The organism is Paraburkholderia caledonica (genome assembly GCF_000383275.1).
In the GTDB taxonomy this organism is placed as follows: Bacteria; Pseudomonadota; Gammaproteobacteria; order Burkholderiales; family Burkholderiaceae; genus Paraburkholderia; species Paraburkholderia caledonica.
On sequence record NZ_KB911037.1, the window covers coordinates 20,256 to 33,672 of the forward strand.

Annotated in this window: 10 protein-coding genes; 7 read left to right on the forward strand and 3 right to left on the reverse strand. The window is 62.7% G+C overall.

From position 1 onward, the window contains the following. Nucleotides 1-110: 110 nt before the first annotated feature. The 7 genes from H281_RS0112700 (at nt 111) to H281_RS0112730 (ending at nt 8,772) form a co-directional block, all read left to right on the forward strand. Nucleotides 111-1,505, forward strand: coding sequence for an L-serine ammonia-lyase (locus tag H281_RS0112700; RefSeq protein ID WP_020067486.1), 1,395 nt, complete (start codon nt 111-113; stop codon nt 1,503-1,505). A gap of 95 nt (nt 1,506-1,600) precedes the next feature. Beyond that, a complete protein-coding gene (locus H281_RS0112705; protein ID WP_020067487.1) occupies nt 1,601-2,845 on the forward strand; it encodes a sarcosine oxidase subunit beta family protein in 1,245 nt (414 codons plus the stop codon). Between the two features lie 28 nt (nt 2,846-2,873). Beyond that, nucleotides 2,874-3,188: a sarcosine oxidase subunit delta gene (locus tag H281_RS0112710; protein WP_020067488.1), complete on the forward strand. Its 315-nt coding sequence runs from the start codon at nt 2,874-2,876 to the stop codon at nt 3,186-3,188. Continuing rightward, nucleotides 3,185-6,187: a sarcosine oxidase subunit alpha family protein gene (locus tag H281_RS0112715; RefSeq protein ID WP_020067489.1), complete on the forward strand. Its 3,003-nt coding sequence runs from the start codon at nt 3,185-3,187 to the stop codon at nt 6,185-6,187. The genes H281_RS0112710 and H281_RS0112715 overlap by 4 nt, the downstream gene beginning before the upstream one ends. Beyond that, nucleotides 6,177-6,833, forward strand: a complete 657-nt coding sequence (locus tag H281_RS0112720) for a sarcosine oxidase subunit gamma (protein WP_020067490.1) — start codon at nt 6,177-6,179, stop codon at nt 6,831-6,833. The genes H281_RS0112715 and H281_RS0112720 overlap by 11 nt, the downstream gene beginning before the upstream one ends. A gap of 64 nt (nt 6,834-6,897) precedes the next feature. After that, nucleotides 6,898-7,161 (forward strand): hypothetical protein, encoded by a 264-nt coding sequence (locus tag H281_RS0112725; protein ID WP_020067491.1) that lies wholly within the window; start codon nt 6,898-6,900, stop codon nt 7,159-7,161. 192 nt (nt 7,162-7,353) lie between these two features. Further along, the gene (locus H281_RS0112730) at nt 7,354-8,772 is read left to right on the forward strand and encodes an MFS transporter (RefSeq protein WP_027804536.1); all 1,419 of its coding nucleotides are present in this window, start codon (nt 7,354-7,356) and stop codon (nt 8,770-8,772) included. A 93-nt stretch (nt 8,773-8,865) separates the two neighbouring features. Here the strand turns inward: H281_RS0112730 and ampC are convergent, their stop codons facing one another. The 3 genes from ampC to betB all read right to left on the reverse strand — a co-directional run bounded on the left by ampC (nt 8,866) and on the right by betB (nt 13,393). Further along, entirely contained in the window at nt 8,866-10,047 is a 1,182-nt protein-coding gene (gene ampC, locus H281_RS0112735) for a class C beta-lactamase (protein WP_020067493.1), read from the reverse strand. 180 nt (nt 10,048-10,227) lie between these two features. Further along, the gene (gene betA / locus H281_RS0112740) at nt 10,228-11,913 is read right to left on the reverse strand and encodes a choline dehydrogenase (RefSeq protein WP_020067494.1); all 1,686 of its coding nucleotides are present in this window, start codon (nt 11,911-11,913) and stop codon (nt 10,228-10,230) included. A 10-nt stretch (nt 11,914-11,923) separates the two neighbouring features. Next, nucleotides 11,924-13,393, reverse strand: a complete 1,470-nt coding sequence (gene betB, locus H281_RS0112745) for a betaine-aldehyde dehydrogenase (RefSeq protein ID WP_020067495.1) — start codon at nt 13,391-13,393, stop codon at nt 11,924-11,926. Nucleotides 13,394-13,417 lie beyond the last annotated feature (24 nt).

Sequence of the window (13,417 nt, forward strand, 5' to 3'; positions counted from 1 at the left end):
CCCACTGTCATGCCGTTTTTATTCTATCGGTCCAATTTGACGTGCGGTGCAATAGGGCCTGTTTCGAGGTAAGTCCCTCCACCCAGGCATTGCAACGCACAAGGCTAGCCATGAACGTCAGCGTATTCGATCTGTTCAAGATCGGTATCGGTCCCTCCAGCTCGCACACCGTCGGGCCGATGATCGCTGCTTGCCGCTTCGCGTCGCATATCGAAGACGCCAACCTGCTCGGCTTCGTGCGCCGCGTGAAGGTCGAACTGTTCGGCTCGCTCGGCGCAACCGGCAAGGGCCATGGCACCGACAAAGCGGTGCTGCTCGGCCTGGAAGGCAACCTGCCCGAACTGATCGACCCGGACACGATCGAGCCGCGTTTGCTCGCGATTCGCGAGACGAAGCAGCTCGCGCTGCTCGGCAAGCATCCGGTGAAATTCGACGAGCGCGAGCATCTTGGATTTTTTCGCAAGCTGATGCCGGGTGCGCCCGGCTCGGGCATCGTGCATCCGAACGGCATGCGTTTTCAGGCATTCGACGAGTATGGGCAGCTGCTGGTCGAAAAAGAGTATTACTCGATTGGCGGCGGCTTCGTCGTGAACCGCGAGGGCGATCGCGTGAACGGTGTACGTGCGGGCGCCGAGGTGCCGTACCCGTTTCGCACCGGCGACGATCTGATGCGCGTGTGCCGCGAAACGGGCCTCTCTATCGCCCAGGTGACGCTGCGCAACGAATGCGCGTCCCGCTCCGAACAGGAAGTGCGCGAAGGTCTGCTCGCGATCTGGCGCGCGATGTCGGCTTGCGTCGAACGCGGTTGCAAGGTGCGCGGCGAATTGCCCGGACCCATGCATGTGAAGCGCCGCGCAGCCGACCTGTGCGGGCAATTGCGCTCGCGCTCCGAGGAGTCGCTGCGCGATCCGCTTTCGATGCTCGACTGGGTCAACCTGTACGCGATGGCCGTGAACGAAGAGAACGCGGCAGGCGGGCGCGTCGTGACCGCGCCGACCAACGGCGCGGCAGGCGTGATCCCTGCCGTGCTGCACTACTACGTGAAGTTCATGCATGCGTCGAATGACGAAGGCATCGTCAACTTCCTGCTGACGGCCGCGGCTATCGGGATCATCTACAAGGAGACCGCGTCCATCTCCGGCGCCGAAGTGGGCTGCCAGGGCGAAGTGGGCGTGGCCTGTTCGATGGCCGCAGCGGCGCTTGCCGCAGTAATGGGCGGCACGCCGACGCAAGTCGAAAACGCCGCGGAAATCGGCATGGAACATAACCTCGGCATGACCTGCGATCCGGTCGGCGGACTCGTGCAGATTCCGTGCATCGAGCGCAACGCGATGGGCGCGATCAAGGCGCTGAACGCCGCGCGCATGGCGATGAAGGGCGACGGCCAGCACTACGTATCGCTCGATAACGTGATCAAGACGATGCGCGAGACGGGCGCGGATATGAAGACGAAATACAAGGAGACGTCGCGCGGCGGGTTGGCCGTGAACGTTATCGAGTGCTGAACAGCGCTCTATTAGAGTCGTGATGAAGCACCAGGCATCAAGCACACGAGCACTACAAGCACCATAAGCACCGACAGTACCCACAAGGACCAACGATGAGCCGCTATTCGATATTCAGCCTCTTGCGCAACGGGATGTCGTATCACGAAAACTGGGAGCGCCAGTGGAAGAGCCCCGAGCCCAAACGCGAGTACGACGTGGTGATCGTCGGCGGCGGCGGACACGGTCTCGCCACCGCCTACTACCTTGCTAAAGAACATGGCGTGCGTAATATCGCCGTGCTCGAAAAAGGCTGGATCGGCGGCGGCAATACGGCGCGCAATACGACCATCGTCCGCTCGAATTATCTGTGGGACGAGTCGGCCGCGCTCTACGAAAAGGCAATGAAACTGTGGGAGGGTCTCTCGCAGGATCTGAACTACAACGTGATGTTCAGCCAGCGCGGCGTGATGAACCTCGCGCATACGTTGCAGGACGTGCGCGACACCGAGCGGCGCGTGAATGCGAACCGCCTGAACGGTGTCGACGCCGAATTCCTCACGCCCGCGCAGATCAAGGAACTCGAGCCGACCATCAATCTGAATAGCCGCTACCCGGTGCTGGGCGCGTCGATTCAGCGGCGCGGGGGCGTCGCGCGTCACGATGCGGTGGCTTGGGGCTTCGCGCGGGGTGCGGACCAGGCGGGCGTCGACATCGTGCAAAACTGCCAGGTCACCGGTATCCGCCGTAACGGCAGCCAGGTAACGGGCGTGGATACGACGAAGGGTTTCATCAAGGCGAAGAAAGTCGCGGTGGTGGCGGCGGGCAATACCTCCACGCTCGCCGACATGGCCGGCGTGCGCCTGCCGCTGGAAAGCCATCCGTTGCAGGCGCTGGTGTCCGAGCCGATCAAGCCGGTCGTGAACACGGTGGTGATGTCGAACGCCGTGCACGCGTATATCAGCCAGTCCGACAAAGGCGATCTGGTGATCGGCGCGGGCGTGGACCAGTACACGGGTTTCGGACAGCGCGGCAGCTTCCAGATTATCGAAGGCACGCTCGAAGCCATCGTCGAAATGTTCCCGGTGTTCTCGCGCGTGCGCATGAACCGGCAGTGGGGCGGCATCGTGGACGTCTCGCCGGACGCATGCCCGATCATCAGCAAGACCGACGTGAAGGGCCTCTATTTCAATTGCGGCTGGGGCACGGGCGGCTTCAAGGCGACCCCCGGTTCCGGTTGGGCCTATGCGTACACGATCGCGAAAGACGAGCCGCACGAATTGAACGCGCCGTTCTCGCTGGATCGCTTCTATACCGGCCATCTCATCGACGAACACGGCGCCGCCGCCGTCGCCCACTAACGCACTAGCGCTGGATAGAGAGACAAACATGCTGATGATCGAATGCCCCTGGTGCGGGCCACGCGCCGAAACCGAATTTTCCTGCGGCGGCGAAGCGGACATTGCGCGTCCGCTCGATACCGAGAAGCTCACCGACAAGGAGTGGGGCGACTACCTGTTCATGCGCAAGAATCCGCGCGGCGTGCATCGTGAGCAATGGATGCATACGCAAGGCTGCCGCCGCTGGTTCAAGGCGCAGCGCGATACGGTGAGCTACGAGATCCAGGGCTACGAGACGTTCGACCGTCCGCTGCTCAAGATGGATAGCAACGACGGCAAGGCACAAGAGGGCAAGACGCAATGAGCCAGAAAGACCGACTCCCGAATGGCGGGCGCATCAACCGCGCATTGCCGCTTACGTTCACGTTCAACGGCCGCCAGTATCAGGGTTATCAGGGTGATACGCTGGCTTCGGCATTGCTCGCCAACGGCCTGCATTTCGTTGCGCGTAGCTGGAAATATCACCGGCCGCGCGGCATCGTTACGGCCGGAGTGGAAGAGCCGAACGCCGTCGTGCAACTGGAAACAGGCGCCTACACGGTGCCGAATGCGCGTGCGACCGAAGTCGAGTTGTATCAGGGGCTCGTCGCGAACAGCGTGAATGCGAAGCCGAGCATCGAGAAAGATCGCATGGCGGTCAATCAGAAGTTGGCGCGCTTCATTCCGGCGGGCTTCTACTACAAGACCTTCATGTGGCCGCGCAAGTTCTGGCCGAAGTACGAAGAAGTGATTCGCGACGCCGCGGGTCTCGGCAAGGCGCCCGAGCAACTCGACGCCGACCGCTACGACAAGTGCTTTGCACATTGCGACGTGCTGGTCGTGGGCGGCGGGCCGACCGGTCTCGCGGCCGCGCACGCAGCCGCTTTGTCGGGCGCGCGTGTGACACTGGTCGACGATCAGCCGGAACTCGGCGGCTCGCTGCTGTCGTGCCGCGCGGAGATCGACGGCAAGCCTGCGTTGCAGTGGGTGCACAAGATTGAAGACGAACTGCGGCAGATGCCCGACGTGAAGATTCTCACGCGCAGCACCGCGTTCGGTTACCAGGACCACAATCTCGTCACGGTGACCCAGCGTTTAACCGATCATCTGCCCGTGTCGCAACGCAAGGGCACGCGCGAACTGATGTGGAAGATCCGCGCAAAACGCGTGATTCTCGCGACCGGCGCGCATGAGCGGCCGATCGTGTTCGGCAACAACGATCTGCCGGGCGTGATGCTGGCTTCGGCCGTTTCGACCTATCTGCATCGCTATGCAGTATTGCCGGGCCGCAACGCAGTAGTCTTCACGAACAACGACGACGGCTATCAATGCGCGCTCGACCTGAAAGCGGCCGGCGCGCAGGTGACGGTGATCGATCCGCGCGCGGGTGAATCGAAGGGCACGCTGCCCGCGCTTGCCCGCCGCTACGGCGTGAAGGTGATCGGCGGCGCCGTCATCACCGCGGCGCACGGCAAACTGCGCGTGGCGTCGGTGGATATCGCCTCATATGCGAACGGCAAGACCGGCGCGAAGCAAAGCGAATTGCCGTGCGATCTGCTCGCGATGTCCGGCGGCTGGAGCCCCGTGCTGCACCTGTTCGCGCAGTCGGGCGGCAAGGCGCACTGGCATAACGAGAAAGCCTGCTTCGTGCCCGGCAAGGCGATGCAGGCGGAGACGAGCGTCGGCGCCTGCAACGGCGATTTCACGCTGGGTCAAGGCATCCGTTTCGCCGTCGATGCTGGCATCGAGGCCGCGCGCGCCGCAGGCCATATCGTCGCCCGGCCGAACCCGGTTCAGGTCGCCGAAATCAGCGAAGCAAAGCTGGAGCCGCTGTGGCTCGTCGGCGGACGCGAGCTTGCAACGCGCGGGCCGAAGCAGTTCGTGGACTTCCAGAATGACGTGTCAGCTGCGGATATTTTCCTGGCCGCCCGCGAAGGCTTCGAGTCGGTTGAACACGTAAAGCGTTATACGGCGATGGGCTTCGGCACCGACCAGGGCAAGCTCGGGAACATCAACGGTATGGCGATTCTCGCGCAGGCGCTCGGCAAGACGATTCCGGAGACGGGCACCACCACGTTCCGCCCGAACTACACGCCGGTCACGTTCGGCACATTCGCGGGCCGCGAACTCGGCGAGTTTCTCGATCCGGTGCGCAAGACGGCTGTGCATGAATGGCACGTGGAGAACGGCGCTGCTTTCGAGGACGTCGGCAACTGGAAGCGTCCGTGGTATTACCCGAAAGCGGGTGAGGACATGCACGCGGCCGTCGCACGCGAATCGCTCGCGGTGCGTACCAGCGTCGGCATTCTGGATGCATCGACACTCGGCAAGATCGACATTCAGGGTCCCGATTCTGCAAAGCTCCTGAACTGGGTCTACACGAATCCGTGGAGCAAGCTCGAAGTCGGCAAGTGCCGCTATGGACTGATGCTCGACGAAAACGGCATGATTTTCGACGACGGCGTGACTGTGCGCCTCGCCGATCAGCACTACATGATGACGACGACCACGGGCGGTGCGGCGCGCGTGCTGACGTGGCTCGAACGCTGGCTGCAAACGGAATGGCCGGACATGCGCGTGCGTCTTGCGTCGGTCACCGATCACTGGGCGACTTTCGCCGTGGTCGGCCCCAACAGCCGCAAGGTCTTGCAGAAGGTCTGTCATGACATCGACTTCGCGAACGCCGCATTTCCGTTCATGAGCTATCGCGAAGGCACGGTCGCGGGCGCGGCGTCGCGTGTGATGCGCATCAGCTTTTCCGGTGAACTCGCGTATGAAGTGAACGTGCCGGCGAACGTGGGACGCGCGGTGTGGGAAGCTTTGATGGCCGCTGGCGCCGAGTTCGACATCACGCCGTATGGCACCGAAACGATGCACGTGTTGCGTGCGGAGAAGGGCTACATCATCGTGGGTCAGGATACGGACGGCTCGATGACGCCTTACGACCTCGGCATGGGCGGGCTCGTCGCGAAGTCGAAAGACTTTCTGGGCAAGCGTTCGCTGACCCGCTCCGACACGGCGAAGCCGGGGCGCAAGCAACTGGTCGGGCTGCTCTCCGATGATCCGTCGTTCGTGATACCGGAAGGCTCGCAAATTGTCGCCGGTCCGTTCCAGGGCGATACCGCGCCGATGCTCGGCCACGTCACGTCGAGTTACTACAGTCCGATTCTCAAGCGCTCGATTGCGATGGCCGTCGTGAAGGGCGGTCTCGAGAAGATCGGCGAAACGGTCACGGTCCCGCTTTCGAGCGGCAAACAGATTGCGGCGAAGATCACCAGCTCGGTGTTCTACGACAGCGAAGGAGCGCGTCAACATGTGGAATGAAACTAAAACGGCGGCGTCGGTCGTGGACCGTGCTGTCGGCAGGCAAACCGGCGTCTGGCAGGAGTCGCCGCTGGTGGGCGTGGATGCGCTGCTGAAGAAGCATCAGGCAACGGCAGGCACGGCATTCAGATTGAGCGAGCGGCCGTTTCTCGAACTCGTGAACGTGCGAGGCGATACGCGCGACGCCGCATTCGTGCAGGCGGTAAAAAATGTGCTCGGTTGCCCGCCGCCCGAAAAAGCCAATACGATTGCGCGCGGCAACGGTTACGAGATGCTCTGGCTCGGACCGGACGAATGGCTCGTGCGCTCCGCGGTCGCGCATGACGCAACGCGCACTGCGCCGTTGCAGGCGAAGCTCGGTGCAGCGTTTGCAGGCGTGTTCGCGTCCGCGGTGGATATCGGCAGCGGCTATACGGTGCTCGAAATCACCGGTGCTCGCACGCGTGAAGTGCTATCGCGCGGCTGTCCGCTCGATCTGCATCCCAAGTCGTTCGGCGACGGGCAGTGTGCGCAAAGCCATTACTTCAAGGCGTCGATGACGCTGGTGCCCACCGGCGCCGACAGCTTCGACATCATCGTGCGTCGCAGCTTTGCCGACTACTTCGTGAAGATCATGCTCGACGCAGCCGAGCCGTTGATGTCGTGACTGCGTTAATGCCGCGAGCGCTGTTCCCGTGGACCGCTCGCGGCTTTCGCGCTGCCCGGCTCACATGACGTCGACCCGTGTCGTCACTGCGCGCCTCACTGAGCGCGCATGCCAGCAAGGCGATGCCGATGCCGCGCTCGCGCTGCTCGATCAGAGCATGCTGCTGCGGCACCGGCGCATCGCGCTGATTCGCTATCTACTCGCACAGCAACTGGGCGCGCCGTTGCAGGCGCGCCACCACGAATACGTTCAGAAAATCGCCGCGCGGCTGAGCGCGGACGCGCTCGCGCGTGTTGCAGGCGCGGCTCGTGCGCGGCTGCGCGCATAGCGTGTAGCGTGTAGCGGTTGCCTCGCGCCCGGCCGGCGGCCGGTACGGCCTATCAGCGCGAGGACTGTTGAACGACGCCCCCGTTCCATCCCGATGACGTATTTCTTCTATGTCGCCGATTTATGTCGGCGTCTACTGAATGTGCTCATCGGAACATCACTCGCGGCCGCGCCGCAATATTCAGGGGATGCCATGCCTACCGCTTCTCAGTCTCGCGCGAGCGCCGCCGCGCGACTCGAACGGCTGCCGTTCTCCGGCTATCACCGGACCATCTTCATCATTATCGCGATTGCGTTCTTCTTCGATTCCGTCGACCTCGGCACGATGACCTTCGTACTCGGTTCGATCAAGACCGAGTTCGGTTTGTCGACCGCGACCGCCGGCCTCGTCGCAAGTGCGAGTTTCTTCGGCATGGTGGGCGGTGCGGCGGTAGCCGGCTTGCTCGCGGATCGCTTCGGGCGCCGGCCGGTGTTTCAATGGAGCATGGTGCTGTGGGGTCTCGCTTCCTATCTGTGTTCGACTGCGCAGAGTGTCGAAGCGCTGATCTTCTATCGGGTGCTGCTGGGCTTCGGCATGGGCATGGAGTTCCCGATTGCGCAAACGCTCCTGTCGGAATTCGTTCCGGCTTCTTCGCGCGGGCGTCTGATCGCGTTAATGGACGGCTTCTGGCCGCTCGGTTTCATCACGGCAGGCGTGGTGTCGTACTTCGTGCTGCCGACCTTCGGCTGGCGAACGGAGTTCGCGTTGCTCGCGATTCCCGCCGTGTTCGTGCTCGTCGTGCGACGCATCGTGCCGGAATCGCCGCGTTGGCTCGAACATCGCGGACGTCTCGGCGACGCCGACAAAATTCTTGCCGACATCGAAGTCAAAGTCATGAAGTCCGCGGGGCTGAGCCACCTGCGCCCGCCGGTCATGCTCGCCGAACCAGTGGCCACGAAAGGCGCTGGCGCGTTTCGCGAGATATGGAGCGCGGCTTATCGACGTCGCACGGTCATGGTGTGGACGCTTTGGTTCTTTGCGTTGCTCGGCTTTTACGGTCTGACGTCATGGCTCGGCGCGCTGATGCAGCAGGCCGGCTTCGCGGTGACGAAGTCGGTGTTGTACACGGTGCTGATCTCTCTCGGCGGTATTCCGGGTTTTATCTGCGCAGCATGGCTCGTTGAACGCTGGGGACGCAAGCCGACCTGTATCGCGTCGCTTGCGGGCAGTGCAGTAATGGCCTACGTGTACGGGCAAACCGCGCTCCACGCCCAGACGCCCACGTTGCTGATCTGCGCGGGACTTGCAATGCAGTTCTTTCTGTTCGCAATGTGGGCGGTGCTTTACACCTATACGCCGGAACTCTACGGCACCGGCGCGCGCGCCACGGGTTCGGGCTTCGCCTCGGCAATTGGCCGTGTCGGCTCGCTGATCGGGCCGTATGTGGTGGGCGTCGTGTTGCCGGTGTTCGGCCAGGGCGGCGTGTTCTCGCTTGGCGCGATGTGCTTCGTCATCGCGGCAGCGGCCGTGTGGATACTCGGTATCGAAACGCGTGGACTCGCGCTCGAGACGCTTGTGTCGGAAGCCGTGGAGAGCGACGCGCATGGCGTGCTCAGTCCGGCGCGCGAGTAGAAGCGTTCGCCCGCCACGGTGCAGCGGTTGCCTGTCCGCTGCACCGTGGCGCGATCGCGCTTTTCATCGCACTTTTCATCGCGCTTTTCGTCGCTACTGTGCGCTCTCAACGAGTGCCGACATGATCCGATACGCCGCGCTGACGCGGTCCTCGATGGGGAAGTTCTTGTTGGCAAGCAACACGATGCCCACGCGTTTCTGAGGAACGAAGGCGACGTAGGTGCCGAAACCGTTCGTCGAACCGGTCTTGTTGATCCACACATTCTGCTGCGGCGGCAGCGGCGGATCGATCGCAGCGGCCGGTGTCGGAGTGACCGCCATGGCGGGCGCGTTGCCTTCATGCAAGGTGGAGAGCGCGACCGGATACGCGTATTGCTCCCAGATCAGGTCTTGCGTGAGCACGCCGGCCTTGAAGTAGCCAGTGTGCGTGGCCGTAATCGCGCGCTGAAGCTTGCTGTCCACGTCGATCAGGTTCATGTTCGCCTGAACGAACCGGACCATGTCCGCGGCGGTGGTTTTCACGCCGTACGCTTCGTCGGCGAGAACGCCGCCTTTCATGCGGACCGGTGCGCCATCTTTCGTATAGCCCTGCGCGTAGTCGGACATTTTCGCCGTGGGAACGTGGATATAGCTGCTTCTCATGCCGAGCGCGGGAAACATGTGCTGCTCGATTAGCGGCGCAAAGTCCTGGCCCATGCTTCTGGCGGTGATCAGACCAAGCGTGCCGATACCGGGATTCGCATACGTGCGGTAAGTGCCGGGCGCGTACGCGGGCTTCCATGCGTTGAAGTACTGCAACAGCTGGGCGTTGTCATGAATGTCGTCGGGTACCTGAAGCGGCAGACCGCCGGGCGTGTGCGTGCCCAGGTTCAGAAGGCTCACCTTGCCGAACGCGCTGCCTCGCAATGACGGCAAATATTTCTGGGTCTCGTCGGACAGCTTCAGTTGACCGTTGAGTTGCGCGTAGGCGGCGAGCGTCGCGGTAAATGTCTTGCTGACAGAACCGATTTCGAATAGCGTGCGCTGCGCGACAGGCTTGCCTGTCTGTAGCGACGCCACGCCATAGTCGAATACATAGGTCTTGCCGTTCGCGATCACGCCGATCGCCATGCCCGGCACATGGTATTTCGCCATCAGCGGTTCGATTGCCGAGTCCACTACGGTTTTGATCGCGTCGTCGGTGTCGCCGGTGTCGCCGGCTGCATGGCTTGCCGGTGCGATTGCGCTCAGCGCGAAGACGGCGGACGCTATTACGCTCACGGCTCTTAGCTTCATATGCGGCGTTTTCCTTGAATTGGTATCGACAGGTGTGCTGACGCAGCACTATCCGGCTTTCGCGGAGCGCTGACAATCGAGGATAACTTGCGAGAGGGTCAAGAAAAAGTTATGGGCGGCAAGAGCTCGCCGCCCGGGCGGAAACCCTGAATTCGGAAACCGGAATCCGGAACGCGGAAGTCAGACGGTCGCTCGTTCACGCTTCCTGGCAGGCGCGCCATTCGCGACGAAGTAAGGTGTGTCCACGCGCGCCAACGGTTCGCGCCCACGAATGCGGTCCGCGATCTTCTCCGCCAGCATGATGGTCGGCGCATTGAGATTGCCCGTGGTGATGATCGGCATGATCGACGCATCCACCACGCGCAGCGCTTGCAAGCCGTGCACGCGGCCCTCGTTGTCCACCACGGCCATGTCGTCATAACCCATCTTGCATGAGCACGAAGGATGAAACGCCGTTTCGGCCCGCGCCCGCACGAAACTGTCGAGCTCGGCGTCTGTGGTCAGTTCGGCGCCCGGATTCAGCTCACGTCCGCGATAACGATCCAGCGCCGGCTGCCGCATGATCTCGCGTGTAATGCGGATGCCGTCGCGGAACTCGCGCCAGTCGAGCGGATCGGCCATGTAGTTGAAGAGAATGCTCGGATGTGCGGCCGGGTCGCGCGATGTGAGCTTCACGCGCCCGCGGCTCGGCGAACGCATCGAGCCGACGTGCGCCTGAAAGCCATGCATTTTGATCGCGTTCGAGCCGTTGTAATTGATCGCCACCGGCAGAAAGTGATACTGGATGTTGGGCCACAAGTCGTCGTCGCGTGTACGGATGAAGCCGCCCGCTTCAAACTGATTGCTCGCGCCAATGCCCGTGCCGTTGAGCATCCATTCGAGTCCGATGGCCGGCTGGTTCCACCACTGCAACGCAGGGTAGAGCGACACGGGTTCCTTGCACTCGTACTGAATGTACATCTCCAGATGGTCCTGCAAGTTTTCGCCGACGCCCGGCAGATCGTGAACGACGGGAATGTCGAGTTCACGCAGCCACGTGGAGCGACCCACGCCGGAGCGTTGCAACAATTGCGGCGATGCGATCGCGCCGCTGCAGACCAGTACTTCCCGGCGCGCATGGGCATTCACTGTCGCGCCCTCGTGCTGATACGCGACGCCAACCGCACGTTTGCCGGAGAACAGCACACGATCGCTCAACGCATGCGTGACGATGGTCAGGTTCGCGCGTGCCCTCGCTCGATCCAGATAGCCGCGCGCGGTGCTGGCGCGACGGCCGTTGGGCGTGACAGTGCGGTCCATTGGACCAAAGCCTTCCTGCTGATAGCCGTTCAGGTCGTCGGTGCGCGGAAAGCCCGCCTGGACGCCGGCCTCGACCATCGCTGCGAAGAGCGGGTTATTGCCGGGCTTGCTCGTGGTCACGTGCACGGGACCGTCGCCGCCGTGATAGGCGTTCGGGCCTGCGTCGCGTGTTTCGGCTTTGCGAAAATAAGGCAGGCAGTCCAGATAGGTCCAGTTTTCCAGACCGCGCCGCGTGGCCCATCCATCGTAGTCGAGCGCATTGCCGCGGATATAGCACATGCCGTTGATCAGCGATGACCCGCCTAGTCCCTTGCCGCGGCCGCACTCCATGCGACGGTTGTTCATATGCGGCTCGGGGTCCGTCTCATACGCCCAGTTGTAGCGGCGCCCTTGCAACGGATAGGCGAGCGCGGCGGGCATCTGCGTGCGGAAATCGAAGCGGTAGTCGGGGCCGCCGGCTTCGAGCAGCAACACCGTGACGTCGGCGTCTTCGGTGAGACGCGACGCCAGCACGTTGCCCGCCGAACCCGCCCCGACGACGATATAGTCGTATTCGTTCGAAGTCATGGCTGGCTCCTCAAAACACCGGTTGATACGGACCGAGCTCGACCTGCACGGACTTGATGCGCGTGTAATGCTCGAGCGTGGTAATGCCGTTCTCGCGGCCCACGCCCGATTGCTTGTAGCCGCCCACTGGCATCTCGGCCGGCGACTCGCCCCATGTATTGATCCAGCAAATGCCGGCTTCGAGCCGATGAATCACGCGATGTGCGCGCGCCAGATTCTCGGTGACGACACCGGCAGCGAGGCCGTAAGCGGTGCGGTTCGCACGCTCGATGGCTTCGTCTTCGTTGTCGAAAATCAGAATGCTCATGACCGGGCCGAAGATTTCCTCGCGTACGATGCGCATGTCGTCATGGCAGCCGGTGAACACAGTTGGCTCGACATATTGGCCCTGGCCGAAATGACCTTCGCTCAGGCGCTTGCCGCCCGCGATCAACCGGGCGCCTTCCTGAACGCCGCTATCGATGTACCCGAGCACCTTCTGCAATTGCGCCGCGCTAACAAGCGGGCCGAAATTGGTGGAGGCGTCGCCTGGCGCACCCACGCGGATGCGCTTCACACGCTCCAGCACCAACGCTTCAAACCGTTCGAGCACACTACGTTGCACGAACACGCGTGTGCCGTTCGTGCAGACCTGGCCCGAGCTGAAGAAGTTGGCGCTCATCGCGATGTCGGCGGCGCGTTCGAGATTCGCGTCGTCGAAAACGAGCAGGGGAGATTTTCCGCCGAGTTCCATCGTCACTTCTTTCAACGACGATGCGCCCGCCATCGACATCACCTTCTTGCCGGTTTCCACGCCGCCCGTGAACGAGATTTTCTCGATGTCCGGATGCGCGGCGAGCATCGCGCCCACGCGGCCGTCGCCTTGCACGACGTTGAACACGCCGGGAGGCACGCCAGCCTCGGTGTAAATCTCGGCGAGTTTCAAAGCCGACAACGGCGTGACTTCGCTCGGCTTGAAGATCATCGCATTGCCCGCGGCCAGCGCGGGCGCCGACTTCCAGCATGCGATCTGAATCGGATAGTTCCATGCGCCGATGCCCGCGCATACGCCGAGCGGTTCGCGCCGCGTGTACACGAACGACGTCGGCCGCAACGGAATCTGCTGCCCCTCGATCGCGGTGGCAAGGCCCGCGTAATACTCGATCACGTCCGCGCCCGTGACGATGTCCACGGCTTGCGTTTCCGCAATCGGCTTACCTGTGTCGCGCGTTTCGAGTGCGGCCAGTTCGTCGTTGCGCTCGCGCAGAATGTCGACCGCGCGACGCAGAATGCGTGAACGTTGCATGCCCGTGAGCGCGGCCCACTCGCGCTGACCTTCACGAGCGGATTGCACCGCGCGGTCCACGTCCGCGGAACTTGCCTGCTGGACGGTAGCGAGCGTTTCGCCGTTGGCGGGATCGACGGTGTCGAAAGTTTCTCCGCCGGTCGCGTCCACATAGGTGCCGCCGATATAGAGACGTTGCGTTGCGAATACCGCCATGACTTGCTCCTTTGTGAAGATATC

Bases quoted from the DNA above. Each gene is read 5' to 3' on its own strand.
- H281_RS0112700 (WP_020067486.1), top strand. From the start codon at position 111: ATGAACGTCAGCGTATTCGATCTGTTCAAGATCGGTATCGGTCCCTCC.
- H281_RS0112705 (WP_020067487.1), top strand. From the start codon at position 1,601: ATGAGCCGCTATTCGATATTCAGCCTCTTGCGCAACGGGATGTCGTAT.
- H281_RS0112710 (WP_020067488.1), top strand. From the start codon at position 2,874: ATGCTGATGATCGAATGCCCCTGGTGCGGGCCACGCGCCGAAACCGAA.
- H281_RS0112715 (WP_020067489.1), top strand. From the start codon at position 3,185: ATGAGCCAGAAAGACCGACTCCCGAATGGCGGGCGCATCAACCGCGCA.
- H281_RS0112720 (WP_020067490.1), top strand. From the start codon at position 6,177: ATGTGGAATGAAACTAAAACGGCGGCGTCGGTCGTGGACCGTGCTGTC.
- H281_RS0112725 (WP_020067491.1), top strand. From the start codon at position 6,898: ATGACGTCGACCCGTGTCGTCACTGCGCGCCTCACTGAGCGCGCATGC.
- H281_RS0112730 (WP_027804536.1), top strand. From the start codon at position 7,354: ATGCCTACCGCTTCTCAGTCTCGCGCGAGCGCCGCCGCGCGACTCGAA.
- ampC (WP_020067493.1), bottom strand. From the start codon at position 10,047: ATGAAGCTAAGAGCCGTGAGCGTAATAGCGTCCGCCGTCTTCGCGCTG.
- betA (WP_020067494.1), bottom strand. From the start codon at position 11,913: ATGACTTCGAACGAATACGACTATATCGTCGTCGGGGCGGGTTCGGCG.
- betB (WP_020067495.1), bottom strand. From the start codon at position 13,393: ATGGCGGTATTCGCAACGCAACGTCTCTATATCGGCGGCACCTATGTG.